A 24,749-nucleotide genomic window follows, 5' to 3' on the forward strand; every position below is an offset into this window, starting at 1 on the left:
TGCCCCTGGTCATCAAATATATACACGAAATCAAGGTTGCCCTTGCGAAATTGCTCAAGTTGACTCCATAGTTTTTGGGCGTCTAGGAGACCTGTGTGGTGTTCGTAAACACCCCAAATCCGCCCCTGAAAGATCAGGAAGGCCACCGTGTGACTGTTGCCGATGTTTACGAGGGTAATGCCGCGGGCATCGGACCTGGCTCGTACTGACGGCTCAAACAATGCGCCAAGAACCGCCGCAGCGCCCGTATCTGCCACAGGGCCGCCACCTATGGATTTTTGCAGATCAGCCAGCCGTGTGAACTCTTGCGGGACCGCCTCAAAAAGCAGGCTCTCGGGCTGTCCATGCGCCTCCTTGAGCAAACGTTCCCAGAGCACAAATCTACCACGTCGGTTGCTTTGGCCAGGGTGAAAACCATGGTCTTGAACGCACGCCGTAATGAGGCTTGGCCAGGGCAGTCCCAGAGACAACATGGCTCCACGCCAAAAGTCCTGGTCGAAATCTGCGCAAAGCAGTGCCACGGCTTCATCAGGGCAATCAGGGGTGATGCTGTATCCTCGGGAGCGCAAGGCTTCAAGGTCGTCCGCGAGGGAGTAAGCGGCAGACTCGGTCATGGATACCTGCAGCCCTGCGGCGAGATGAGCCCGCACTGCACCTCCGAAGCCGCCCCCCATGTTGAATCCATATAAGTGCAAAGCACGGCCTTGTTTCGTCAATTCGCGGATGCGGGATGCCAACACGCGTGCCGGCGCAGGAAGAACCAGTTTAGGGCAGTTCTCAATCTCGCGATCTGCTGAGTAGAGTAGTACATCCTGGGTGCCTGAACCAATGTCGAGGCAGAGGATCGGCGTGTTGGCAGAGTTGAGGTCTGAGCGATTCTCGTTCATCTTTGTGCTCATTAATGGATGCGTTCGCCGTCAGGTGCGTAAGCGTCCGGGGCGAGCAGGGTGATTGTGCCATCCTGAGTTGCTGCGCCAAGCACAAGGACTTCGGAGCGAAAGCCTGCGATTTTGCGCGGCGGGAAGTTCACAACGGCGACGATTTGTCTGCCGACAAGTTCCTCTGGTTGATAGAGTTGTGTGATCTGCGCACTGGATTGCCGGACACCAAGATCCCCAAAGTCGATCCAGAGCTTATAGGCAGGTTTTTTGGCCTCTGGGAATGTCTCCGCGCGCAACACCGTGCCGACGCGGATGTTTATGCGAAAGAAATCTTCGACTGAGACACAGTCCGGTGCCTGCGGAAGTTCCATATTTTCCTCATAATGACAGGTCGTTTTGAGCATGCTACACGCTTCCATACACTGTACGCAAGCTTTGGACGGAGCGACCAATGTCGATAGTGCTGATACTCTTCGCTGTTGTTGTGGGCGTACCGCTACTCTCCTACGCGATATACCTTGTCGAGAACGCACGCGCTGGACTATTGCCTCGCGTCCGCGAACTTTGCGGTGGCCATCTCGCACGTGCAGTCTTTTGGGCAATATGGAATTCCATGTGGAGCATCGGCCTCGTCATATTGGCATACCCACTTGGCTGGTTGCCAAGGGCGAAACATTGTACGTCCATGCCAAGTAAACTTCCCCCTGTGATTCTGACCCACGGCTTGTACCATAATTCCTCAGCCTGGTTCCTTTACAAGCGTAGATTGCGCTACGCCGGGTTCTACCATGTGATGACCTACTCCTATGCAAGCTTCTTTCGCTCCTTTGAGGCCATAGTGGAGGGGCTTGTGCAGGAAGCTTTGAAGGCAGCTCAGCGGGCACCAGAGGGCAGGGTGCTGCTTGTAGGGCACAGCCTCGGCGGAATGGTCACCCGAGCCGCCTTGGCGGATGAACGTTTAAGGGGAAGGGTAGGCGGTGTCTTGACCATTTGCGCTCCGCATGGGGGGAGCGTTCTCGCAAGCCGTTTAGCCATCGGCCGGTTGGCGCGGGGGCTGGCTTTGGATGGTCACATTGTTCGCACTGTGAATGGGCCAGAGTATGCCGATTGCCTTGGCCCTTCAATTCTTCGGCAAAGCTTGTTCACACCGCTAGACAACATGGTGCTTCCGCTCTCCGGCTGCTGGTTAGGCCCTGAGCTGAAAGACAAAGACTGGGAGGAGCTCTGCGCTCCCCCCGTCAGCCACGTCGGAGTGCTTTATGATCGAAGGGTGTGGAACATGAGCGTAGAATACTTGCTGCGCGCTGCTAACCGCCCAGCATCTCGATGAGCTTGGCCTTGAGGTCAGCCGGTTTGAAAGGCTTTGTCAAGAACGCGGTAACACCGGTCTTGCTGGCCATCTCGCGTTGTGAACCCTCAGATTCGGTGGTGACCATGAGGATGGGCACGTCTTCGTATCCCAGGGAGCCGCGCAATTTCCCCACAAGCTCCATACCGTCCATCACGGGCATGTTCATGTCCGTGATGACAACGTCTGCAAATTCGCCTGCCTCCACATAAGCATAGGCTTCCTGGCCGTTGACGGCCATGAGGGGCTCGATGCCCATGTCGGTAAGGATGCTGCGGTAAAGCGCAAGCATCGACTTTGAGTCATCCGCTGCCAAGGCCTTGCGCGTGGCGGTCTTGGGTTTTGGCAGACTTGCTGCGTCAGCCTTGGAGCGATCCGTGCCGATTTCTTCCAGGCGTGTCGCGAAATCAGACAGAATCTCGGGATCCTGTGATTTTTTCAGCTCCACAAGCAGCGCCGTTCCGACGGTTTCGTCCTTGTAGAGCTCCTGGAACAGGCGCAGCGCACGCGAGGCAATGACAGCGTGAGCGATGCGCGAAGAGCGCTCTCCACCTTCCGCGATGCGGTCGGAAATGGTCTTGAGGATACCTGGCGCAGCGTGGCGCTCAAGCCCAGTGACTACTGCCATCAGGATGAGTTCGTCAGTCTCCATGAGGCCATCCACAAGGCAAACCAAGCCCTTCAAGGTGCCGATTCGTCCCAGTGCCTCAAAGGCGGCATAACGCACGTTGGGCTCAGTGAAGTAGCCTTTGTCAAACCCCTGCACGAGTCCGTCTGCGCCTTTGCGCGACCCGATAAAGCCGATGATGTTGCAGGCAAGAATGCGCTGATCGACATCACCCTGGCCGTAGTGCGACTCAAGGTGTGCAATAGCCGGTTCGCCAACCCGTACCAGGGCGTCCGTGATGATTCGTCTGGCAGTGGGGTTTTTGTGGTGAACGTTGGCGGCAAGAAAGGCGATCGCTTCCGGAGTCGCCATGGTGGCAAGGGCGTCGATGGCCTTCCATGTTGTGATGTCGCACTGATCGTAGGAGTGAGTGGCGTCAGTGGCTTCCACAGCGGCTTTCAGGAAGATAACAGCCTGGCTGTCTGCATAGGCTCCAGCCATTTCCATGGCCAAGGAGGCGATCATGGGATCATCATGTCCAAGAAAAGCTCTGAAAATGCTCGCACCGTTTGCCGGGTGAATCTTTGCCAGCGCAGCTAGGATCTCGGCCAGTCTATCTGTATCTGTTTCATCTTCAGCCATTTCCGCAAGCGGTTCGGCGGCATCAGGAAAAGTGTATTCTCCTGCGGTCCTTATGCAAAGGGTACGAAAAGCGAGATTTTGGCTGTGCAAGCCTTGAATGACCGCGTCTTCGTTCGCACCGAGCACGGCATTCAGTGTGTTCACCACCATGTAGTCTACGCCAGTGTCGCCTGTGGGGTTTTCAAAAAGGTCCATCAGGCCGTTCAGGGTGGACGAGTCCCTGGAGCTGGCGATTTCGTTTAGAATGGTGACCTGCTCAAGAAAATCCTTATCGTGGAATCCGTCAAGCTTGCTCATACCCCCCCCAAGGGACGTGGTTCATGCTTCTGTAGAAATGTTTCCTTGATTATTCGAAGCAGAACTCGATTGTGAATCCGCCCTCGTCTGTTTCAAAGGGTATGGCCATGATTGGGGATTTCGCCATGTGCGAAATGCTGTGGTTGTCGCCCATGATGACCGTGGGCGTTGAGCCCTGGAAAACAAGGCCTTTTTCGGAAAGGCCGGCGCGCGCTTGACCGGAGATCATGTTTGTGATCTCGCCGACGGCGTCCTTAACGTCAGAGACGATGTCCTGGATGTCATCACCCAGCATGTTCTTGACCATGGCCACCGCGCATTGCTTGCTGAAAGAGATTGAAACGCTTCCGCGCTTGCCATCGCCCGTGAGACCGACAAGCCCTGTCACATCTCCTGTCGCAATGGAATTTTTCTTAACGAAAGGCTTGCTCGGCCTTGGAGTGATGAAAGCCATGGTGCCAATGACATCCATTGCGGCCTTGACAAAAGGTTTTGCCAGTTCAACGTCCATGAGCGGGGTCTCCTTAGTCGGGATCGTGGTCAGATTGTGATACCTATCAAGAAATCTGAAGCACGTCGGGTTCAAATCTTTAGGATATTTAAGTCAGGCAATATGTAAAAAGTATGAATTATTTAGTACGTTCTTCCAGGTCTTCGGTCAAGAACTTTGAAAATAATGACCAGGCCATTGCGGTAATTCTCCACCATGTTTCAAGAAATTATCCGAAGATCAAGGTCAGCGCAACAGCCATGACAAGTGAGGGAAGAAGGTTGGAAAGGTTGATGCGTTTGATGTCCAACAGTGTCAGGCCGATGCCCATGATAAGCAGACCTCCTGTCGCCGTTAGCTGGCTGATGACAAGCGGTGAAAACTGTTCCTGGAACAAGCCTGCGAACATTGTCAGAGAGGCTTGGTAAACGAGTACAGGGATGAAGGAAAAGAGCACGCCAGATCCATATGTTGCTGCCAACGCAATAGAGGCGAAGCCATCCAGTATGCTCTTGGTGTAGAGTACCGTCGTGTCACCGCGGATGCCCTCGTCAAAGGAACCAACGATAGCCATGGCGCCGACGCAAAAGATGAGCGAGCTGGTTATCAAGCCTTCAGTGAAATCGGGATTCCTTGAGCGAAGCTTTGCCTTGGTGAGATTGCCAACATGCTCGAACATGTTGTCGAGCCGCATGGCCTCACCAAGCAGACCACCCAGAAGGATGCTGAAGATAAGGATGAGTGGGTTCTTGCCTGTCAGTGCCATCTGAAGGCCGATGAGCAGAACGCAAAGGCCAAGCCCTTGAAAGACGATACGCCTGAAGCGCTCGGCAAAGCGACTATGCAGAGCCATGCCTATCCCACTGCCGAGAATAATGGCGCCTGCGTTCACCAACGCCCCCATAGGCACGACCATTGCTGACCTCGTTGTTAAGTATATTTTGGAAGCGATCTGCTAGCATGATGGGACATGACTGACAAGGGGAGCATATTGACACAAGCCTCAGGTTCTCTTAAGAATGCACCTCTTGCCGGGATGGCGGAATTGGTAGACGCAGTGGACTCAAAATCCACCGACCGCAAGGTTGTGGGGGTTCAATTCCCCCTCCCGGTACCACAGTAATACCAAGGCTTCGCAGGCGTACAGAGGGTACGGTAGCGAAGCCTTTATCTTTGCACTTTTTCAATTCTGCCCCCCATCTGCCCCCTGTTTATTGCGAACCTTGGCATTATGCCGGGGGTCGGCATGAAAGCCCCCCACCCCAATCGCGTCATGCCCCACGACCTGGACGCCGAGCAGGCTGTGCTGGGTGGGTGTCTGATGCGCCCAGCCGCAGCCGTCGACATCCTTGAAGGCGTTTCGCCCGACATCTTTTATTCCCCTGCGCACCGAGCCATTGCTCAGGCCATGCTGGCGATGTTCTCTGACGGGACGCCGCTTGACTTGGTGACGCTGTCTGACAGGCTCGCGGCCCTGGGCAGTTTGGTGCGAGCCGGTGGGCCGGTGTATCTGGCCGAGTTGGCCAGCTCTCCCATAAGCGTGGCCAACGCCCGCCACCATGTGGGCATCGTGCGCGGAGCTGCCCAGCGTCGGGCCATGATCGAGCTAGGCATGGGGCTTTGCGATGCGGCCTTTGACCCAACCGCCAGTCCGACTGAGTTTGCGGCACATGCCCAGAAGACCATAGACGCAGTCCTGGAGGATCGCGTCAACGTGCCCAGCCAGCGCCCCAGCCAAGTGGCTTTTGACGCCCTGGCCTACGTGGAACGCCTTAAGGGCGGTCATGGCGATCTGATCAAGTCCTCCATCTACGACCTGAACGCCCTCATCGGTGGCTACGCTCCGGGAGAAACATGCGTACTGGCCGGACGGCCTGGGGCCGGGAAGACCGCCTTTGCTCTGTGTGAGGCGGCACACGCCTTGGACAAGGGCGTGCCTGGCGGCATCTTCTCCTTGGAGATGAGATCCGTGCAGTTGGCCCTACGTTTATTTGCCAGGCAGGGCGGGGTTGACGCGCAGCGTTTCCGTGATGGTGATTTCACGGACGCAGACATGACCAAGGTAATGGGCGGGGTTCACTGGCTTGGGCAATTGGACCCGCGCCTGCGTCTTTGGGACAGGCCAGGCCTCACCATTCAGGAGTTTCGCTCCCAGGTCCGCAAGTGGAAGCGCGAGATCGGCATCCGCTGGGTCATCATCGACTACCTTCAGCTCATGCGCGCGGACCAACGGTGCAGTTCGCGCGAGCAGGAGGTGGCCGAGGTCTCGCGCGCCATCAAGAACACCGCCCTGGAATACGACGTGGCTGTGATCTGCCTGGCCCAGCTCAACCGCGATGCCGACAAGACCAAGCGCCCCCTTCTCTCGCAGCTCCGCGAATCCGGCGCGGTCGAAGCTGATGCGGACATCATACTCTTTCTTGTTCCCTGGGACACGCGAGGCAAGGGCGTGGTCAGGGAGATCGAAATTGACGTGGCCAAGGGTCGTAGCAACCGCACGGGCACGGTCAAGGTCGACTTCCAGCGATCGTTCCTGCGGTTCGTGAACCAGGACTATCTGCGGAAAAACGAGAGAGGGCTCTGATGCCGATGGCATCAAGAACTTCAAGCCATGCACAAGCGGCATGCACCTGCCACCGGTGCGCGATGCACAGCACATCTGAAATGCTGGACGTGTGCCCTTGGCGCAAGGAGTGCCGGGAGTGGTGGCGGACATCCAGGAGGACAAGGGGGTGAGCATGGACACGCGCCTCAAGTGCCGGGCCGAGCTGTGTTCCCAGGCCGCCACGTGCCTGCTGTGGCTTGAGCCAATTGAGCCTGGCCAGGTGGAGATCAACCCGGACCCATGGCTGCGCGAAACAGACAGGTGCGCGAGGTACGCGCCTGTTGCATCGCCCACGGGAAGTTCTGTGGAGACAGAAGGTTTGGTGTTCCGCATTCATAGGTAATGGGTAGGCAATGGGTCCGCATTAGTTGCGCATTGGGTAAGTGGTGGCGTCGTTCAGGAGGGCATGCGCCGCCGCCGCGCTGACAAAAGTTTAGGGATGTGGCTCGCGATAAATTCAATTGTGGCCGTGGCAAGAGCTGGGGGCAATGTGGCTAAGAAGCTGGGAAATTATGTTCAGGACCTGCGCCTGCCGAAGGGGTTCCATCGTGAGCTTCGTTTCATGCGCATGGTAAGGCGGTTTGGCGGTGACGGAGCTTACGCCGTATTCCTGCTTTGGAGCTGGGCTGCCGAAAATTGCCCGACCACGGGCCGCTTGGAGAGAATGGGCGTCGAGGATCTGCATGAGGTGTGCTGCGTAAGAAAGGACGCCGATGGATTCATTGAACTTTTGATTGAAGAGGAGTTCCTGGCGAGGGGCGAGGATGGGATATTCTACCTGCCCAATTGGCGCGAAGAACAACCCCATGTTGCTCAGGCCGAGGAACGCCAAGAGGCTAGCCGCGCCGCCGCAAATAAACGATGGGGCACAAGGGATTCCGTGGAACGTCCAGGGAAGCAAAGAGTGCCTAATGCGGGTGGTAATGGGTCGGCATTGGGTAAGCAATGCCCCAATACCAATTCCAAAACTCTAAAATCCCCCCCACCCCCCCCAAGGGGGGGAGAGAGCGAGCATGTGCCCGTGAGTGAAATCGTCGCCAGGTACCGCGAAGTGTTGCCCGAGCTGCCTGAGCCCCGCGAAGATGCCGAGAAGTTGGGCAAGGACATCGCCGCGAGGTGGAAGTCCAAGCCGGAGAGGCAGAGCCTGGAGTGGTGGGGCTGGTTCTTCGCCCTGGTGCGGGAGCACCCGTACCTGATGGGCGAGGTGGAGCAGTGGCGCGCCGGTTTGGCTTGGCTGGTCTGCCGGGCGAACATGGACAAGGTTCTGGGCGGGCACTACCTGACGCGCGACCAAATGGGAGACCCGAAGCGGGCGCAAGGTGAGGTGGTCCGGGAGACGAAGAGCTGGAGCCTGGAAGAGTACGAGCAGATGCGGGCGGAACGGGCCAGAGAGCAGGCCCAGGACAAGTCCGGTTAAGGTCTTGACCGTCAAAGCCGGGGAAAAAGTTAAGGTTGGGTTAAGAACCTGGGGCAAGAGTAAAGACAGGGGTAAATGAGAGTTAAGCCGGACTGTTAAGCCGGTCAAGCGGGGGGCAAGATGAACGAGCGGGAGAGGTTAATCGCGGAATTGCTGCCGCCCGAGTTGGCGCTCCATCCTTCGCGGGGCTCTGGTTTCATCGACCGCGAGGTCATGGTGGAACTGGTGGTCAACCGTGGCTGGACAAAGGCCGCTGCGGCAGAATTTTTCGAAGTCAGCGGCGCGGCGGTGACGAGGGCCTTCCAGCGCATGGAGATCGCCGTTGCCAAGAATATTCCTGCGCAGCAGGCCGGGCAGGCGCTTATGACGGCCCAACTTTCGGACAGCGGCGCGCGCCTGGCGTCCTTGGCCGAGCAGGCCCAGTACATCCTGGACCTGGTCAGCGTGGTCATCAAGACCGACGAGAACGCCGAGGCTGGCCGCGAGGCGCGCTACAAGCTGCGGCGGCTGGCCGGTCCCAAGGGCAGCCTGGGCGACCTAGCCGTGAAGCTCCTGGGCGAGTCCAGGAAACAGCTTGAGTTCATTTTCGCCATGCAGCGGGAGGCCTTCAACATGAAGCGCGTGGAGGAGTTCCAGGGGGTGGTCATGGACGAGATCAAGGCCGCAGCGCCCGAGGTGCAGCAGCGGATCATGGCGCGCCTTGTCCAGGTGCAGGCCTTTCGGTCCAGCCTGGACATTCCCGGCGGCAATGTGAATTTCGCGCAGGATTAGGCAAACTTAAAACGACCGTAAAGAGGCAGCATAATAATGCTTAAAAACGTTTGCTTTCGCGCCGTGAATCAGGCACAAAAAAGCCGTGGGAACGGTTTTGACGCAGCGGACCTGAAAAACGGGGGCGAACATGGCGACCATAGCCTATTTGCGGGTGAGCACGGACAAGCAGGACATTTCGAACCAGCGACTGGAAATTCTCTCCTGGGCCAACCGGGAAGGCGTGCAGATCACGGACTGGATGGAGCGCGAGATGTCCTCGCGGCGCTCGGCCAAGGAACGCGGCCTGGAGGAGCTTGCCGGTCAGCTTGCGGCTGGGGACACGCTTGTGGTGGCAGAGCTGTCGCGCCTGGGGCGCAGCTTGGGCGAAGTGGTGCAGACCGTGGACAAGCTGGCCGCCGCCGGGGTGGGGTTGGTGACGCTCAAGGAGAACATCCGCGTCAACGGCGGCAAGCGGGATGTGCAGGGCAAGATTCTGGTGGGGCTCTTTGGGCTTCTGGCCGAGATAGAGCGCGACCTCATAAGCGAACGGACCAAGGCGGGCTTGGCGCGGGCGCGGGCCGAGGGCAAGACCCTAGGGCGGCCCAAGGGCAGCACCGGCAAGTCGGTCCTGGACGGTCGGGAGTCGGAGATCAAGGATTTTCGCGCCAAGCGTGTGAGCAAGGCCAGCCTGGCGCGCATCCTCGACGTTTCGGACACCACGCTGATCCGCTTCATGCGCTCGCGCAAGCTGGAGTAGCCAGGCCCCGCCAGGCCACGGCCTGGGGGTGCGCATGAAGCGGCGGACCCTCGGGCCTGGCGGCGGGGGCAGCCTGCTGCAAAACTTCGTCCTGAACCTGCAAACCAGCCTGCCTGCCGCCAACGCCGAGCAGCTCGTCTTCAAGCCGGAGATGAGCTACCACGACTTCATCCTCCAGTCTTGGCACATCATCGAGCCTGCCCGGCCCTTTGTCGATGGTTGGCACATCGGGGCCATCTGCGAGCACATGGAGGCCGTGGCCACGTTCGAGATTCGTGAGCTGCTGGTCAACATGCCCCCGCGCCACATGAAGAGCATCGGCATCAGCGTGTGCTTTGTGCCCTGGGTGTGGACCTGGGCTCCGGGCAGGCGCTCTTTCAACTCCTCCTACGAATTGACCCTGGCCCGGCGCGACAACCAGAAGGCCCGCACCATCATCGAAAGCCCGTGGTACCAGGAACGCTGGGGCTCTAAGGTCAGCATCAAGAGCGACCAGAACGAAAAGAGCAAGTTCGAGAACACCCACGGCGGCTCGCGCTTCGTCTCCTCCTCCGGCGGCAAGGCGACCGGCGAGGGCGGCGACTACGTGTTCTGCGACGATCCGCACAACGTCAAGGACGTGAGCCAGGACCGGGAGACAAAGCGCCTGTCTGTGCTCGATTGGTGGGACAACTCCATGTCCAACCGCCTCGATGACCCGGAGCGGGGCGCGTTCGTGGTCGTGGGGCAGCGCGTCCACGAGAACGACCTGTCTGGGCACCTGCTCGAACAGGGCGGCTGGGTGCACCTGTGCCTGCCTGCCGAGTACGAGGGCAGGCGCTACGTCAAGACTCCGCTCGGCTTTGAGGACCCTCGCACCAAGGAAGGCGAGCTGCTCTGGCCGGAGCGGTTCACCGGCGAGGCCCTGGAGAAGATCAAGCGCAAGATGCACGAGGCGGAGTACGCCGGGCAGTTCCAGCAGGAGCCCACCCCGCCGGGCGGCGGAATCTTCAAGTGGGAGTGGTTCCAGTCCTACACTGAGCTTCCCCGGTTCGAGCGCATTGTGGACTTTTGGGACACCGCGCAGTCGGTCAAGGATGGGGCGGCTTATTCGGTGCGCGAGCGCTGGGGCGAGGCCCAAAACGGCTACTATCTGCTGCACGTGCTGCGCGAGCGCATGGACTACCCGACCCTCAAACAGCGCATCGTCGATGACTACGACGCCGGGGGCGTGGATGAGGTTGTGGTGGAGGACAAGAGCAGCGGCACCAGCGTGATCCAGGACCTGCAAAAGGACACCAAGGTGCCGGTGATCCCCTACGTGCTGGGCAAGGACGGCAAGGAGACCCGTGCCCGCGCCCAGGCGTCCACGGTCAAGGGCGGCAACGTGTGGGTGCCGGAGAGCGCCCCGTGGCTTCCCGCGTTCAAGAACGAGGTGATCATGTTCCCCAACGGCAAATTCAAGGACCAGGTCGACGTGATGGCCGAGGCCCTGGACTATCTCAAGAACGGTTCCGGGCTCACGCAAGACCGGGACATGAGCTAGGAGACCAAACGTGGAGACGCAAAGCATCGCAGACATCGGCATCAAGCAGAACCCTTTCAGCCCCGGCCTGATGCAGTACCAGAACAAGGCAACCAAGGCCTTGTACCGCCGCGTGGTGGGCGCTCTGGCCTGGCCGCGCGACATCCGGCCCGGAGCGCTCGTTGTGCTGGTGGAACACCAGGAGCCCATGAGCGGCCTGGACATGCGCAAGGTCGAGATCGCCGCCGAGTACACCCATGATGACCCGGACCAGCTGCTGCGCCGCGCCAGCCTGTGGAGCGAGGTGCTTTCCTGCCGAGCCTGGATGACCCCTGTCTCCGCGCCGGAGATGCGCCTGGTCACGGACTACAACGACGGGCGTCGCCGTCTGCGCCTGCACCAGCTTGACCTGGCCCTGCCCCCCAGCGTGAACGGCAGCCGTGACTGGGCGGCCTATGACCGCTTGTTCGAGCGGCGCACCCGTGGCGTCAAGACGCTGTTCTTTGGCGAGGGCTCCATGGTGGCCAGGGAATACAAGAGCAGGCAGCGTGCGGAACTCTCCCGCAGCCTGGAATTGTACCCGCTCTTGGCTGCGTTCCTCTGGGCGCTGGCCTCTATCGACCTGGACAGCCCCGTGACGGCTATGGGGCAGGGCATAACTCGCCAGACCTCAAACGGTCCGGCAGACGACATCGGGGGGTACTAGCATGGCCAATGAGACACAGAACGGCATGCTGCGCGGGCACAGGGCCATCCGGGAGTTCCTGGGAGTGCGTATGGGGGTTGTCTCCGTTTTGGTTGACTACGATGCCGAGCGGGGTGGCCGGGTGTTCACCCAGCATGGTCAGGCCAAGCGCAAAACCGTGCGGGCGGACAAAGTTGGTGTGCTCGGCCTGTACCGCGAATGGTGCGCCGAGTGCCACGGGGCCGAACCCTAGGTGTGATGCCGCTCCCGCCCATGCACGGGAAAACATACGCGAAGATACAACGCGCGTTTCCCGTCCAAGAACAGGAAGAGGCCCCGCCCAGGCGGGGTTTTTCTTTGTTCAAAATGTTGTCAATGGTTTTTTTTGTTACCCGACGTTACCCCATGTTACCCGACGTTACCCCACGTTACCGCCCCCGTCTGACTCAAAATCCCATGATACGACTTTGGCTGCGAGCCCCTTGCCACGGTTGAGCGATGCCCCGCCCAACGTCGGCCCCTGGTGCATGCCGGGGGCCGACACAGCGGGGGAAAGACAGGAGAGGACGGCGGATGGAATTCAACGCACTCACAGCCTCGCTGCTCGCCGCCCTGGTCGGGCTTATCAGCATCGTGGTCACTGTCTTTGCCATGAAGGGCAACAGCGACACGCGCTACGTGACCAAGGATGAATGCGACACGCAGCGCAAACTGCAATGCCAGGAGCGCGCCGTCTTGCGGGATCAGTTGGACAGCGTGAAGCGGACCCTGCGGGTGAATCTCAACATGAGCCGCGCGCTTGTCGTGCACTCGGACATCCCGGACGAGACAAAGGCGGCCATCCTCAATAACGACGGAGGTGTCCAATGAGCCTGATCTCCAAACTCAAGCTGCCCCGGCCCGGCCAGTTGCTGGCCATGCTGCTCGGCGCGCTGATCATCGGTCTTGTCGAAGCCCTGTTCGCCCCGGCTCCCGCCATCTACCCCGGCGGCGTGGTGGTTATCGACCCATGGGCGCTGTTGCTGCACAAGGCCTTCGTCATGTGGCTCGGCGCGACTCTGGGCCTGATCGTGGACATGATCGTGTTCCACTATGCGCGGCCTGGCAAGTTCAAGGACTTGGCCGACCGAACCATGCACCTGAACAGCATGCACCGCCGGGCGCTCTTTATGGCCGTGTTCGCCTTCGGCTTCGGGCTTGCGCTGTGAGCGCGCGGCGGCTCCCGACTGCCGCCGTTTCGACGCTCCTGGCCATTCTGATGGTCGGGGCCGTGCTGGCTGCTTTTGCGTCCATGGCCCATGCCGCGTCCACCCCGCCCCAGGCCGAGCGCTACCGCAGAGACCTCATCCGTTCCGCTCGCTACGTGTTCGGCATGACTGCGCCTGTGGCCCTGCTGGCTGGCCAGGTACACCAAGAGAGCGCCTGGAACCCCATGGCCAAGAGCGCCTACGCCTCGGGCCTGGCGCAGTTCACGCCGGGGACCGCGCGGGACATGGCCCGCCTGCATCCACAGGATCTGGGCAGGTCATCCCCGAGTGGTGCGCCAACGGACCCGCGTTGGGCGCTCCTGGCGCTTTGCATCTACGACAAGTCGCTCTACGACGCTGCGGCCTTCGCGGCCACGGACGGGGATCGTTGGCGCTTTGCCCTCTGGGGCTACAACGGCGGTTGGGGCTGGGTGCAAAAGGACCGCGCCAAGGCCAAGGCCCTGGGCCTGAACCCGAACAGCGCTGCCGATGTGGCGCAGGTCAATAATGGCCGGGCCGCAGAGTTCTTCAGGGAAAACCGGAACTACGACAAGGCCATTGACCGGCACCAGTGGCTCTACCTGCCCTGGGGTCCGGGCGTGGCCATGAGAGGGGTGCCGTGATGTTGCCCGGACTGTCCTTTCTCGACCCCTCCTCCGGCTACCGCAAGCTGGCCCTGATCCTGGGCCTGCTTTTGCTCGTTGTTGTGGTCGGTCTCGGGGCCTGCTGGTGGGGCTACGGCCAAGGCTACGACAAGGCCGAGGCCATGGGCAAGGCCGAGATCAAGACGCTTGAGGCTGGCTACGCCAAGGCCGGAGCCAACGCCACCGCAGAAGCCATGCAGGAGACCGTGCGCCTGGCCAAGCGCGGCAACGAGCTGGCCGGAGAACTCATCGCCGCGCGTAGCGAGTTGGCAACGGCTCGCGCGGACATCACCCGGAGGATCAACGATGTTGCGGAGACTGTTTCTCCTGACTGCGTGTTTGGGCCTGCTTTCGTGCGCTGGTGGAACGACACAGCCGGTATTCGTGCCGACGCCGACGCCAACACGACTGATCCCGGCGGAGTTGCGGCTCGACCCGGTGAAGCCCAAACCCCTGGTGCAAGACTACGACAAGACGCACCCGTAAGCCGCCAGGCCCTGATGGCCCACTTCCGCGATCTGGAGATGTACTCCCGTGAGCTGGAGCGCGTAAGCGCCGACCGGCTCAAGCTGCTGGAGGCGTGGGCACAATGAGTGAAGTTGCGGTCCAGGCGCTTGGGACAAAGCTGCGCGGCGAGTTCACGAACAACGCCGCGTTGCGCCGTCCCTATGAGGAGCGCTGGGCCATGGACCTGCGCCAGTACCTGGGCATCTATGAGCCCAAGGTGCTCAAGCGGATCAAGAAGAACCGCAGCAAGATATACCTGCGCAAGACCAAGACCAAGGTTGATGCCCTCACCGCGCGCCTGATTGATTTGCAATTTCCAGCCAAGGGCGAGAAGAATTGGACCCTTGAGCCTTCAACCACGCCCGAGGTTCACCCCGACCTGCTGCGCGAGGTTGTGCTCATGGAGGAGTACCGGCGGGCGGCCAAGCTCGGCTTCGAGCTTGGCCGCCCGCTGCGGCCAGGCGAAGTGCCCCATTTGAGCGAGCGGGAGCTGCGCGATCTGACGCTGTCCCTGGCCAATGACGCTGCCGAGAAGATGAGCACGGAGATGGAGGGGCAACTGGCCGAGGGGCCGGGCCGGGCCTCCTACCGCTCCATCTGCGAGCGCATGGTCTTCCAAGGCGTCCTCTATGGCTGTGGCGTCTTGAAAGGCCCCCTGGTCGAGCGCCGCAAGCGCGAGAAGTTCATGTACTCCGGCGAAGCCGGGTGGATTCTGGGCCAGGAGGAAGGCGAATACTGGCCCTTCCGCGAGTTCGTCAGCATCTGGGACATCTTCCCCGACATGACGGCCATGGAGCCCTCGGGCCTGCGTTTCGTCTGGCAAAGCCACCTCAAGACCCTGAAGGACTTAAAGGAGCTGGGAGCCTGGCCGGGTTTCGACACTGCCGCCATCAGCGAGCACATCAAGGATCATCCCGACGGAGACGCGGAGCTGGAAGAGTACGAGTCCAATCTGCGCGGCATGTCCCTTGAGGACTACAAGGCTAGCGCGACGGGCGTTCCGGGGCGCTACAGGCTGCTGGAGCGCTGGGGCTATCTTTCCGGCAAGGAGCTGGCCGACGCCGGGGTCAAGGTGGCCGATGAGACCGGGGCCTACGCGGCCAATGTCTGGCTCCTGGGCGAGCGCGTGGTCAAGGCCGTGCTGGCGCCCATAGAGGGCATCGACATCCCCTACTGTTTCTTCATGTTCGGACGCGACGAAACCGGGTTCTTCCCGGAGGGCGTGGCCAGCGTCATGCGCCATCCGCAAAGCGCGTTCAACACCGCCGTGCGCATGATCCTGGACAATGCGGCCGCCTGCGCCGGGCCGCAGGTCGCGGTGAACATGAGCGCCCTGCACGAGGGTACGGACCCAGACGACCACTACCCGTTCAAAACGTGGAAGTTCAAGAACGTCGAGGACATGAAAACGGCGCTCAACTTCTTCACTGTGCCCTCGAACGTCCAGGACCTTTTGATGGTGGCCAAGCTCATGGCCGACTGGAGCGACGAGCTGACCACGCCCCGGTTCATGGGCGGGGACAATGCCGTCGGCGGCGCTGCGGAGACGGCAAGCGGCCTGTCCATGCTTATGGGCGCGGCCAACATCGTCATCAAGGGCCTGGTGGCCCAGTTCGATATCTCCGTCACCCGCCCGCACATCACCTGGTCCTACTACTGGAACATGCGCTTCAACCCGCGCGAGGACATCAAGGGTGATTTCGTTATCAAGGCCATCGGCAGTAGCGCGCTCATCGCCCGCGAACTCCAGGCCGAGCAGATGCTGAAGGCTATTCAGATGACCGACAGCCCGCGCTTCCACCGCTACGTGAAGGACCGCGAGCTGCTGGTGGAAGGCCTGAAGCTCATGGACCTGAACATCCCCGTGCGCACCGAGGAAGAGGCCCAGCAGTATGAGCAGGAGCAGCTGGCCAAGGAGGCCCAGGCCCAGGCCATGGCCAACGTGCAGGCCTTGCTTGGCGCAGCGGATAAGCAAGGCGTGGCCCTGCCGGACGCCATCATGGGCATGTTGAACGGTGAAATGCAGAAGCTGGGCCTGGCGGCCTAGAGAAGGGGGCGAAAGTGGCGAAGCTGGTGAACATGGCTCTCCCCAAGCCGAAGAAAGGGGACAAGAGCACGGCGGGCAGTTGCGTGCCGACATGCTGCGGCAAGGAAGATGACGGCCCCAAGTATCCCTACGGGCTTGAGATTAGCCTCGACAGCGATGCGATCAAGGCGCTCGGCCTGAACATCAAGGACTTCGATGCGGGCGCGGTGGTGCAGATCCAGGCCAAGGCCCAGACCACCCGCGTGAGCGACGAGGACACGCAGCACGGCGGCAAGCGCCTGGGCCTCGGGTTCCAGATCACGGACATCGCCATCACCCGCGAGGGCGAGGACGGATTCCAGAAGGGCTGGGACGACGCCACCAAGGGCAAGGCAGCGGACAAGGATGCGAGCAAGGACAAGGGCAATGGCTAGCCTTGAGGCGCGCAAAGCGCAGGCCCTGCGGGTCTGCCGCGACAGCTACGGCACGCATAGCATTTTGGGCGTGCGTGAGTTGTGCGACTGCCTCATCGAGGAGAAACGCGACGAGCTTGAGAAGGTCAAGCCGGAGCGCTTCCAGGCGCTGCAAGGCAAGATTTTAGGTCTGCGTGAGCTGTTGGAGGAAATGACCCCCCGGCAAAACGCGCAGGCCGAAAGCGACGAGAACTAACCAAACGACCGTCGGCTACCGCGCAAGCGGCCCGAGGGGGAGGACACAATGAGCGAGCTTAACAAAGACCAGGGCCAAGAGGCACAGGGACCCGTCGACGCCGAGGCGTTGGCTGAAGCCGAGTTTGCCGCCGCCTTTTCCGAGGCTGCGGGTGCTGCCGATTCCGATGCGGAGCCGGGCACCGGCGATGGGGAAGACAAGGCCGGCACGGGCGACGAGGGGCAGGGCGCAAAACCCGTTTCCACAGGCAATGAGGCCTCTGGCGAAAACGGCGCGGGCGCAGGCGCAGAGCCCTCGGCTGAAGATGACGCGGAAGCCATGCGCCGCAAGGCGCAGCTCTATGACGCCGAACAGGGGCGCTTGCGCCAGACCCAGGACCGCCTGCGCCAGGCCCAGGAAGAACTGAAGAACCTGCGCGCCTCTGGCGCTGGTCAGGCCGACGCCGTGGGCAAACCCCTGGCCGAGGTGCCCGAGGACATCCGCGAGGATGTGGAGGCCTTTGCCAAGGCCAAGCCCAAGTACGCGGCCTTCATGGCCGAGGACTCCGGTGACGGCGAACGCCTGCGCAAGGCCCTGGCCGAGTACGGCCCGGACCATGTGATTGTGGAGGAAATGGCCGACCGCATCGCCGACAAGCGCGGGCGGTTGAACGGAACGGTGGCCGCAGTTGAGCAGGCCGCAGCCGACCTGCATGAGGCCCACTTCGCGGTCATTCACACCGCGCACCCGGACTACGGCGCGCTTCAAAGCGCCGACATGTCTGTGCCTGAGAACAAGGCCAAGCTGGATGCGTACAAGGCCCGCGTGGATGCCTGGGCCGAGGCCAAGCCCGGCAAGGACTACGTGGAGATCCAGCGCATCCGCACCGAGGGCACCGCGCAGGAAGTCTGTGCGCTGCTCTCGCGCTTCAAGGAAGAAATCGGCCCCAAGGCGCGCCAGGAAAAGACGCGCCAGGCCGCAGAGGCCGCACTGGCCCCTCCCTCGCGACCCAGCCCCACGCCTGTCGTCGGCGGTGGTCCTGACAAGGACGACTTCGAGGCCGGGTGGAAGGCGGGGGTCAAAATAACCAAGAAATAGGAGTTCGTCATGGACCCGACCACCTACGGAAATATCAGCCCGAACACCGCTGGATACCTGTGCCCGGTGCTTTTGGAGCACGCCACCCCCTTCCTGGTCTCCGAGCAGTTTGTGGACGGCAAGCCCCTGGAAAAGAACAAGACCGACACCATCAACTTCGGTCGCTACAACCCGCTCGACTTCACCCCCAACTACGTGGTCGAGGGCGTGACCCCGGCGGGCAAGAAGCCCACCCGCGAAACCATCACCGCCCAGTTGCGCCAGGTGGGCGACTGGCTCGGCCTCACCGACGTGGTCAAGGATCTGCACACCGACAACGTGCTCCAGGAGATGATCACCCTTTGCGGCGAGCAGTCTGGGGCCATGCTGGAAACCATTCGCCTGGGGACCATGAAGGGCGGCACCAGCGCGTTCTTCGCCAACGGCGTTGAGCGCGCCGCCGTGAATACCGTCATCTCGCGCGACCACGTGACGCGCGTTGTGCGCTTCTTGAGCCGCCAGCACGCGCGCCGCATCACCAAGCGCGTCAAGTCCGGCGCTGAGTTCAACTCAGAGTCCGTGGAGCCCGCCTATGTTTGCCTGTGCCACACCGACTGCGTGGGCGACGTGCGCAAGCTGGACGGCTTCGTGTCCGTGAAGGACTACGGCGGCGGCTTCATCTACCCGACCGAGATCGGTGCCTGCGATGATGTGCGCTTCGTGGCCTCGCCGCTGCTCTCCCCCTGGCCCGATGCTGGCGGGGACGCTGGCCTGATGCTCAGTACCACCGGCGTCAAGGCCGATGTGTACCCCTACATCTTCCTGGGCCAGCACGCCTTTGGCTCCGTGGTGTTCAAGGGGCCGAACGCCGTTACCCCCAAGGTGCTGAACCCCGGCGTTCCGCGCGAGGGCGACCCCATGGGTCAGCGCGGCAGCGTGGCCTGGATCACCTACGTGGCCAACGTGTTCCTGAACCAGTCTTGGGCGGCGCGGCTTGAGGCTGGCGTCAAGGCCTAGCCTGTAACCGGAAAGGTAAAAGAGAGGATACTCGCCATGGCTGAGACCAAACAAAACGATCAAAACTCCCCCCCCGCTGCGCCTGCGCCGGACGATGCCAAGCGCATCAAGGACCTGGAGACCCAGTTGGCCAAGGCCAACGCCAAGGCCGATGAAGTGGCAGACCTGAAAACCCAGTTGGCCGAGGCCAGCGCCAAGGCGGAGCAGGCCGATGCTCTGGCCGCGAAGCTGGAAGAGGTCCAGGGACAGGTTGCGGCTGCTGCGAAAAAGACCTCGAAGGCCGAAGCCACGGCCTTTCACGAGGTGCGCAACGACGCCAAGGTCAAGATCAAGATCATGAACGGCGAGGGGACCAGCGGGCGCAAGCCCGTGTTTACCTGCGTCAACGGCCTGGAGTTCATGGTCCCCCGCGACATTGAAGTCGAGGTGCCCAGGTGCGTCTACAAGAACCTGCTGAACTCTGTGGCCCCTGATCCGGGTGACGGCCACGACGTTCAGAGCCTCAACATCCAGGTCATCATCTAGGGGGCGCTCATGCAGGCTGCGGAGCTGGTGATCAAGGTCGCACGGGACCTGAACGACTACGAGGAAGGCCACGAGCATACCCGCTGGAAGGCGGATGCGCTTCTGGGGTACTTAAGCGACGCCATGTGCGCCGTGGTGCTCCTGCGGCCCGATGCGTACTCAGTGACGGCCCCGGTGCTCCTGACCACCGGCTCCACCAAGCAGAACCTGCCCCCCGGCGGTGCCCGGTTCTTAAGCATCGTGCGCAATATGGGGAGTGACGGCCAGACCCCCGGCCTGCCCGTCACTCCCGTTTCGCGTGACGATCTGGACGCCGCGAACCAGGAATGGCACATTGAGGGCTTTTCCAGCGTCATTGACCACTTCGTCTACGACGATACCGTGCCCACGGTCTTCTACGTCTCGCCCCCGCCAGCCGCAGGCGTGTACGTGGACGTGTCCTACGCCCGCATCCCCCCCGCAATTTCCAGCATGGAGGCGGAGCTGCCCGTCAACGCCATCTGGGCCGAACCCCTGCGCGAGTACATGATGTACCGGGCATACTCCCGCAACGACGCCAGCGGCGAGGACATGGCCAAGGGCGAGCGCCACCTCTCGCGCTACTACCTGGTGCTGGGTGAAGAGGCCAAGGCCAAGCTCGTGTTCTCGCCCAACTTCCAGCAGGAGCAAGGCCGATGATCTTCACCTCCTGGCGCAATTTCGTGCCGCTGGTGCGGCAGTCCACGGCCAAATGCCCGGTCTCGGGCATGGCGGCCCAGGTGCGCGAGGCCGCGCGTGAGTTCTGCGCCCGCGCCCGCATCTGGACAGACAAGTCCCTGGTTTCCGATGTGCTGGCCGGAGAAGGGGCCTACGGCCTGCGTCCGCCCGACCAGGCCGACATTCGCTGCGTTTTGTCCGTGCGCTTCCAGGGGGCACGCCTCACGCCGCTCACGCCTGATCAGTGGCGCAGCCTGCCGGAGCAAACGGCGTGCGCACTCACGCATTTCATCTTCACCGAGCCGAACGTGGTGCGCCTGTACCCGACCCCGCAGGAAGACGTGCCCGGCGCGCTCCTGGTCGAGGTGGTCCTCATCCCCGCAGTAAATAGCGCCCAAGGCCCGGAGTTCCTGCTTTCCAAGCACGGCACAACCATCGCCCACGGGGCCATATCCAAGCTCATGCTCATGCCCGACCGGCCCTGGAGTGATCCGGGCGGCGGAGCCTTTTACGAGAAGAAGTTTGAGGATGGCGTGGCCGGAGCCACCATCAATGTTGAGCAGGGCGGCGCGGGCGCGCCCGCAAGCTCGCAGTACAGACCATTTTTTGACTGACCTTTTGAGGAGGAACACTCATGGCCAAGAGCAAGTATCTCGCCAGGAAGCTGCTGGACCACTCCCTGGGCGTGGCCGCGTTCGCCAAGCCTACGGTTTATCTGGCGCTGTTCACCAGTGTCACAGGCCTGGAAAACGGCACGCTGACAAATGAGGTTTCCGGCGGCGGATACGCGCGGGAAGCCTTCACCATGCCTGCCGCCGTGGCCTTCGGCTCTGGCGGGAAATCGACCAGTGATGCTTCCGTGGACTTTGACGTTGCTACGGAAGACTGGGGCCAGATGCAGGCCTGGGCCGTCATGGACGCGGCCACGGGCGGCAATGTGCTGCATTACGGCGCGTTGCCTCAGTACGGCGACCCTGCTGAATACAAGAGGGTTTGGGCGGGCGACAGCTTCCGCGTCCGCGCCGGGGACATGAATTTGACTGAGGAGTAAGCACCTGTGCCGACCCTTGGAACATACCGCGTGGGCACCGTGCCCTTTGCCGGGGAGCATCTGGTGGAGGGTGAGATTGCCTCTACCGGGCAGACACAGGTCTCGGTTCTTCCATTGGTGCTGCGAACAGTTCCCTGCGTTGCTTCTGGCCAGGCGGAAGCCGCATTCGATCCCGCCCTGCTGGTGGGCGCGGGCGTCTTCGGCGTTGGGGCCGGGGGGAGCCAGGTCATTGGGGCAGTGCCGGTTTCGTTCTCGATTTCCGGTGTTGGCTGTGCCGAGTCTGAACTGTCGTCCGGAGTTGTTCTCGCAGCCCAAATGCAGGGTCAGGGTGATTCCTTGGGGCGGGTGTTGCCAGTTCTTGTGGCTTCCAGCCCCGTGGAAGGCGAAGGGCGGTCCCCGGATGCTGTCCTGCCTGGCGTTTCGCATGTGGCCGTGACGGAGACGGAGGGCCGAGCCAGTGGGGTTGTTTTGCCATCCGTCGAGTCGTGGACGGAGGTTTTCGCCAACGGCGCTGCGGACGTTGATGTGGCCGGGGCGATGCAGGTGGCGGGCGAGGTCTTTTCTGATGGGAAATCCACGGCCATGGCCAGAGGCTACCCACTGTTCAAGGGCGTTGGCGTACGGGTGGACTTTATCGCTGGGGGCGAGCTTCCCCAGATTCTATTCTAGGAGAGGTGCGCATGATCAGGTTGACAAACAACGCCGGTTCTTCGCTTGTGGTGGCAATTGCCGCCGCCGACACCGAGGTGCAGATCCAGACCGCCGATACGTCGAAGTTTCCGGTGCTGGAATACCCCGGAGACGTGTTTCCGGTGCGCATCAGGGATAATGCGGGCAACTACGAGTACGTCCTGGCCACGGCCAGGGAAGGCAATCGCATCACCATCCTGCGCGGGCGGGAGGGCACCACGGCCAAGGACTTCCCGGCTGGCGCGGGCTTTGAGCTGGTTGTCACCGGCGAGGCCTGGGCGCGCTTGGCAGAAGGGCGCTGGGTGCGCCCGATGGACGACTCCAGGAACCTGCTTTTGCCTACCCGTGTGGACGCCAGCACTTTCACCATCGCAGGCGACGTGACGGATATTTTCCGTCCGAACCGTGCGCTGCACCTCATCCAGACCACGGACGCCTTCGGCTATGTGGCGACCTCGTCCTATGCCGGGGGCGCAACCACGATAACCGTGCAGAGCTGCACCGTGGACGCGGGGCTGGCCTTGGTGGAACTGGGCCTGGAGGTGGAGTCCGCGCCAAAGTATGGCAACGCAGCCAACTCCGATACCCTGGGTGGAAAAACCAAGGCTGAGGTTATCGCCGAGGCGCAGGGCATTGTATCAACCTTCGGCAGGACCCTTATGGACGATGCCGATGCAGCGACGGCGAGGGCGACGTTGGGCCTGGGAAGTGCTGCACAACTCAACACTGGCACGGATGCCGAGAAGGTGCCCACAAACGCGAACCTTGGCTCAGCCGCATACGCCAACACCGGAACGGGGAGCGGAAATATCCCCGTGCTCGACTCCAACAGCAAAATCCCCCCCGCGCTGCTCCCGGCCATGGCGACCGATCGCACATGGGGCGTTTACAAGGCTGGCACTTACACCTTCACGGTTCCCGCTGGCGTCACGTCCATTGAGGTGTGGCTGGCTGGTGGAGGCGGTGGCGGTGGAAGAACCTGGACGTGCAACCAAGGAGGTGTGCGTGGCGGCGGTGGCGGCGGCTGTATTAAGACCCTCACGGTCACGCCGGGGGCCAAGTACACAATTGTCCTTGGTCTTGGTGGCTTGCAGAACACGGGACTTCAGAACGGCGGCACATCTGGCTACGCAGGATACCCCTCGACTTTCGCCGTTGAGGGGCAGGCCGCGATGATGACCGCCAATGGAGGTTCCGCTGGAACGGGCGGCACGGCCACCGGAGGAGACTACAACATGTCCGGGGGTGCTCCGTACGCCAGCACCGAGAGCGCTGCCGTTCAGTATGGAGGTAAGTCTGGGCTTGGTGATGAACAGCGCCATCCGCCGAATCCTAACTACCAGCCGAAGGACATTCGCGGCGTAGGCGGCGGCGGTGCCTCTGGAAACCACTACGTCCAGGCTGCTCATGGCGCTGACGGCTACTGCGAAATCTACTGGTGATTCAAGGAGGATGCCTCAATGAAATATGCCTACGTCATCCAAGGGGTAGTGCAGGGGACCATTGACCTCCCGGCACTGGAAGCCCTGCATGAAGGCTCGTGGACACTCTACGTTCCCTGCGGGGATGAAGTAACGCCCGGCTGGACATACGCCAACGGGGTTTTTAGCCCACCCCCCACCACGCCCCTCACCCCGTCGCTCCGCGACATCCTGAGCCAACTTGAGGTACTGGACGCCGCCCTTCCGCGCCACGTTGAGGACGTGATGGATGTTCTCAACACGAAGGGGCTTGTCGCTATGAGCGCGTGGCCTGAAATCATGTTGACCCGCAAAGCCATGAAGGATGGCCTGCGGCTCAAGCTCAAGGAGGTGCTGTAGTGTTCGTCTACCAACACAACCACCGAACTGCGGGAGGATCGTTCAACTCGGCCCTGCTCAAACAGTTCCCTGGCCAAGAGGTGTTCTTTGACCCGAACGAGCGTGCTGAGGACTTCATGCCCACCGACATCCCTGTTGGTACCAAGGCAGCCACGACCTTCCGCAGCATCGCCAAGCTGACCAAGGAGCCGGGTGATGTATGGATTACCTCCCTGCGTGACCCAGTGGTGCGGGTGGTGGATATGTTCAACTTCTTCTTGCTGCCCGACCCGGTGCGTGGTGGCGGGCATTCCACCCTGGAGTACGCTACGCCGTCGGAGGTTTACAGCAAGGCCCATTCCGTGGACATGCGGGAATACGACAATGGCATCGTCCGGCGTCTGGCTGGGGTCTATGTTCCCTTCGGCATGGTCACAGCCGAGCACCTGGAGCTTGCCAAGGCGAACCTTGCCAAGTTCGACGAGGTGTTGTTCCAGGAGTCCTTCGACATTGACTACGCCCGTGTTGCGTCCAAGTACGGCTGGAGTGTGGCCCCGGACCTCTGGAACGCCCCGTCAGCCGACATCCGCCCCGTGAGCTTCTACGCCAAGCACATCCCGCTTCTCGCGGAGGCGAACAAGTGGGATATTGCGCTGGTTGAACACGCACAAGCCCTATGGGGGCGGGGGGCGTAGCCGTGGCGGGTGAACCCCATACGCTGGAGCTTTCGCTCTGCACGCAGGCTCTGGACGCGGCCAAAGTTCGCCAGGAATCTGCTCCGCTATACGTCTGTAGGATCAAGGTCTGCCCGGTGTGCGAGAGACCCATTGTCGCAG

The 24,749-nt window shown here is 61.5% G+C and carries 31 protein-coding genes and 1 tRNA gene; 26 read left to right on the forward strand and 6 right to left on the reverse strand.

Features of this window, described 5'->3' with window-relative positions; all coding sequences use genetic code 11:
* Positions 1 to 887 (reverse strand): DUF1786 domain-containing protein (locus RDU24_RS11565; protein WP_308735919.1); only part of this gene is annotated, 887 nt, incomplete at its 3' end.
* 11 nt (positions 888 to 898) lie between these two features.
* Positions 899 to 1,285 (reverse strand): tRNA-binding protein, encoded by a 387-nt coding sequence (locus tag RDU24_RS11570; protein ID WP_308735920.1) that lies wholly within the window; start codon positions 1,283 to 1,285, stop codon positions 899 to 901.
* Between the two features lie 281 nt (positions 1,286 to 1,566).
* On the opposite strand from RDU24_RS11570, the gene RDU24_RS16025 reads away from it, so the two are divergent.
* Positions 1,567 to 2,211 carry an esterase/lipase family protein gene (locus RDU24_RS16025; RefSeq protein ID WP_374989770.1) on the forward strand — a complete coding sequence of 215 codons (645 nt, stop codon included), beginning with the start codon at positions 1,567 to 1,569 and terminating at the stop codon, positions 2,209 to 2,211.
* On the opposite strand, the gene RDU24_RS11575 is transcribed toward RDU24_RS16025, so the two are convergent.
* The 3 genes from RDU24_RS11575 to RDU24_RS11585 all read right to left on the reverse strand — a co-directional run bounded on the left by RDU24_RS11575 (position 2,189) and on the right by RDU24_RS11585 (position 5,181).
* Positions 2,189 to 3,775: a response regulator gene (locus tag RDU24_RS11575; protein WP_308735921.1), complete on the reverse strand. Its 1,587-nt coding sequence runs from the start codon at positions 3,773 to 3,775 to the stop codon at positions 2,189 to 2,191. The two genes, RDU24_RS16025 and RDU24_RS11575, sit on opposite strands and share 23 nt — an antisense overlap.
* Positions 3,776 to 3,824: 49 nt before the next feature.
* On the reverse strand, positions 3,825 to 4,286 hold the full coding sequence (locus tag RDU24_RS11580) for a chemotaxis protein CheX (protein ID WP_308735922.1): 462 nt from the start codon (positions 4,284 to 4,286) through the stop codon (positions 3,825 to 3,827).
* A 208-nt stretch (positions 4,287 to 4,494) separates the two neighbouring features.
* The gene (locus RDU24_RS11585) at positions 4,495 to 5,181 is read right to left on the reverse strand and encodes a DUF554 domain-containing protein (RefSeq protein WP_308735923.1); all 687 of its coding nucleotides are present in this window, start codon (positions 5,179 to 5,181) and stop codon (positions 4,495 to 4,497) included.
* 114 nt (positions 5,182 to 5,295) lie between these two features.
* On the opposite strand from RDU24_RS11585, the gene RDU24_RS11590 reads away from it, so the two are divergent.
* Together RDU24_RS11590 and RDU24_RS11595 are read left to right on the forward strand one after the other, a co-directional pair.
* Positions 5,296 to 5,382, forward strand: a tRNA-Leu gene (locus RDU24_RS11590).
* A 129-nt stretch (positions 5,383 to 5,511) separates the two neighbouring features.
* Positions 5,512 to 6,849 (forward strand): replicative DNA helicase, encoded by a 1,338-nt coding sequence (locus RDU24_RS11595; protein ID WP_308735924.1) that lies wholly within the window; start codon positions 5,512 to 5,514, stop codon positions 6,847 to 6,849.
* 478 nt (positions 6,850 to 7,327) lie between these two features.
* Here RDU24_RS11595 and RDU24_RS11600 read toward each other — a convergent pair whose 3' ends face one another.
* Positions 7,328 to 7,702 carry a hypothetical protein gene (locus tag RDU24_RS11600; RefSeq protein ID WP_308735925.1) on the reverse strand — a complete coding sequence of 125 codons (375 nt, stop codon included), beginning with the start codon at positions 7,700 to 7,702 and terminating at the stop codon, positions 7,328 to 7,330.
* A gap of 189 nt (positions 7,703 to 7,891) precedes the next feature.
* Here RDU24_RS11600 and RDU24_RS11605 point away from each other — a divergent pair, with 189 nt between their 5' ends.
* From RDU24_RS11605 to RDU24_RS11715, 23 genes are all read left to right on the forward strand, one after another.
* Positions 7,892 to 8,287, forward strand: a complete 396-nt coding sequence (locus RDU24_RS11605) for a hypothetical protein (protein ID WP_308735926.1) — start codon at positions 7,892 to 7,894, stop codon at positions 8,285 to 8,287.
* A 120-nt stretch (positions 8,288 to 8,407) separates the two neighbouring features.
* Positions 8,408 to 9,058: a hypothetical protein gene (locus tag RDU24_RS11610; RefSeq protein ID WP_308735927.1), complete on the forward strand. Its 651-nt coding sequence runs from the start codon at positions 8,408 to 8,410 to the stop codon at positions 9,056 to 9,058.
* Positions 9,059 to 9,188: 130 nt separating this feature from the next.
* A complete protein-coding gene (locus tag RDU24_RS11615) occupies positions 9,189 to 9,797 on the forward strand; it encodes a recombinase family protein (RefSeq protein WP_308735928.1) in 609 nt (202 codons plus the stop codon).
* Between the two features lie 34 nt (positions 9,798 to 9,831).
* Entirely contained in the window at positions 9,832 to 11,322 is a 1,491-nt protein-coding gene (gene terL, locus RDU24_RS11620; protein ID WP_308735929.1) for a phage terminase large subunit, read from the forward strand.
* A gap of 10 nt (positions 11,323 to 11,332) precedes the next feature.
* On the forward strand, positions 11,333 to 12,007 hold the full coding sequence (locus RDU24_RS11625) for a hypothetical protein (protein ID WP_308735930.1): 675 nt from the start codon (positions 11,333 to 11,335) through the stop codon (positions 12,005 to 12,007).
* Between the two features lies 1 nt (position 12,008).
* The gene (locus RDU24_RS11630) at positions 12,009 to 12,239 is read left to right on the forward strand and encodes a hypothetical protein (RefSeq protein ID WP_308735931.1); all 231 of its coding nucleotides are present in this window, start codon (positions 12,009 to 12,011) and stop codon (positions 12,237 to 12,239) included.
* A gap of 320 nt (positions 12,240 to 12,559) precedes the next feature.
* The gene (locus RDU24_RS11635) at positions 12,560 to 12,856 is read left to right on the forward strand and encodes a hypothetical protein (RefSeq protein ID WP_308735932.1); all 297 of its coding nucleotides are present in this window, start codon (positions 12,560 to 12,562) and stop codon (positions 12,854 to 12,856) included.
* Positions 12,853 to 13,194, forward strand: coding sequence for a hypothetical protein (locus RDU24_RS11640; RefSeq protein WP_308735933.1), 342 nt, complete (start codon positions 12,853 to 12,855; stop codon positions 13,192 to 13,194). Before RDU24_RS11635 ends, RDU24_RS11640 begins: the two co-directional genes overlap by 4 nt.
* The gene (locus tag RDU24_RS11645; RefSeq protein WP_308735934.1) at positions 13,191 to 13,856 is read left to right on the forward strand and encodes a transglycosylase SLT domain-containing protein; all 666 of its coding nucleotides are present in this window, start codon (positions 13,191 to 13,193) and stop codon (positions 13,854 to 13,856) included. Before RDU24_RS11640 ends, RDU24_RS11645 begins: the two co-directional genes overlap by 4 nt.
* On the forward strand, positions 13,853 to 14,470 hold the full coding sequence (locus RDU24_RS11650; RefSeq protein ID WP_308735935.1) for a hypothetical protein: 618 nt from the start codon (positions 13,853 to 13,855) through the stop codon (positions 14,468 to 14,470). The genes RDU24_RS11645 and RDU24_RS11650 overlap by 4 nt, the downstream gene beginning before the upstream one ends.
* Positions 14,467 to 16,431 (forward strand): hypothetical protein, encoded by a 1,965-nt coding sequence (locus RDU24_RS11655; protein WP_308735936.1) that lies wholly within the window; start codon positions 14,467 to 14,469, stop codon positions 16,429 to 16,431. Before RDU24_RS11650 ends, RDU24_RS11655 begins: the two co-directional genes overlap by 4 nt.
* 14 nt (positions 16,432 to 16,445) lie before the next feature.
* On the forward strand, positions 16,446 to 16,844 hold the full coding sequence (gene gp10 / locus RDU24_RS11660) for a capsid staple protein (RefSeq protein ID WP_308735937.1): 399 nt from the start codon (positions 16,446 to 16,448) through the stop codon (positions 16,842 to 16,844).
* Positions 16,837 to 17,079 carry a hypothetical protein gene (locus RDU24_RS11665; RefSeq protein ID WP_308735938.1) on the forward strand — a complete coding sequence of 81 codons (243 nt, stop codon included), beginning with the start codon at positions 16,837 to 16,839 and terminating at the stop codon, positions 17,077 to 17,079. The genes gp10 and RDU24_RS11665 overlap by 8 nt, the downstream gene beginning before the upstream one ends.
* A 48-nt stretch (positions 17,080 to 17,127) precedes the next feature.
* On the forward strand, positions 17,128 to 18,156 hold the full coding sequence (locus RDU24_RS11670) for a hypothetical protein (RefSeq protein ID WP_308735939.1): 1,029 nt from the start codon (positions 17,128 to 17,130) through the stop codon (positions 18,154 to 18,156).
* Positions 18,157 to 18,165: 9 nt separating this feature from the next.
* The gene (locus tag RDU24_RS11675) at positions 18,166 to 19,152 is read left to right on the forward strand and encodes a N4-gp56 family major capsid protein (RefSeq protein ID WP_308735940.1); all 987 of its coding nucleotides are present in this window, start codon (positions 18,166 to 18,168) and stop codon (positions 19,150 to 19,152) included.
* Between the two features lie 36 nt (positions 19,153 to 19,188).
* Positions 19,189 to 19,677, forward strand: a complete 489-nt coding sequence (locus RDU24_RS11680) for a hypothetical protein (RefSeq protein ID WP_308735941.1) — start codon at positions 19,189 to 19,191, stop codon at positions 19,675 to 19,677.
* Positions 19,678 to 19,686: 9 nt separating this feature from the next.
* Positions 19,687 to 20,355: a phage adaptor protein gene (locus RDU24_RS11685; protein ID WP_308735942.1), complete on the forward strand. Its 669-nt coding sequence runs from the start codon at positions 19,687 to 19,689 to the stop codon at positions 20,353 to 20,355.
* On the forward strand, positions 20,352 to 20,987 hold the full coding sequence (locus RDU24_RS11690; protein WP_308735943.1) for a hypothetical protein: 636 nt from the start codon (positions 20,352 to 20,354) through the stop codon (positions 20,985 to 20,987). The genes RDU24_RS11685 and RDU24_RS11690 overlap by 4 nt, the downstream gene beginning before the upstream one ends.
* Positions 20,988 to 21,007: 20 nt before the next feature.
* On the forward strand, positions 21,008 to 21,424 hold the full coding sequence (locus tag RDU24_RS11695; protein ID WP_308735944.1) for a phage tail fiber protein: 417 nt from the start codon (positions 21,008 to 21,010) through the stop codon (positions 21,422 to 21,424).
* A gap of 30 nt (positions 21,425 to 21,454) precedes the next feature.
* A complete protein-coding gene (locus RDU24_RS11700) occupies positions 21,455 to 22,093 on the forward strand; it encodes a hypothetical protein (protein WP_308735945.1) in 639 nt (212 codons plus the stop codon).
* An 11-nt stretch (positions 22,094 to 22,104) separates the two neighbouring features.
* Positions 22,105 to 23,556, forward strand: a complete 1,452-nt coding sequence (locus RDU24_RS11705; RefSeq protein ID WP_308735946.1) for a glycine-rich domain-containing protein — start codon at positions 22,105 to 22,107, stop codon at positions 23,554 to 23,556.
* 18 nt (positions 23,557 to 23,574) lie between these two features.
* The gene (locus RDU24_RS11710) at positions 23,575 to 23,934 is read left to right on the forward strand and encodes a hypothetical protein (RefSeq protein ID WP_308735947.1); all 360 of its coding nucleotides are present in this window, start codon (positions 23,575 to 23,577) and stop codon (positions 23,932 to 23,934) included.
* Positions 23,934 to 24,608, forward strand: coding sequence for a hypothetical protein (locus RDU24_RS11715; protein WP_308735948.1), 675 nt, complete (start codon positions 23,934 to 23,936; stop codon positions 24,606 to 24,608). The genes RDU24_RS11710 and RDU24_RS11715 overlap by 1 nt, the downstream gene beginning before the upstream one ends.
* The last annotated feature ends 141 nt before the right edge of the window (positions 24,609 to 24,749 follow it).

Source organism: Humidesulfovibrio sp. (assembly GCF_031082295.1).
GTDB lineage: Bacteria > Desulfobacterota > Desulfovibrionia > Desulfovibrionales > Desulfovibrionaceae > Humidesulfovibrio.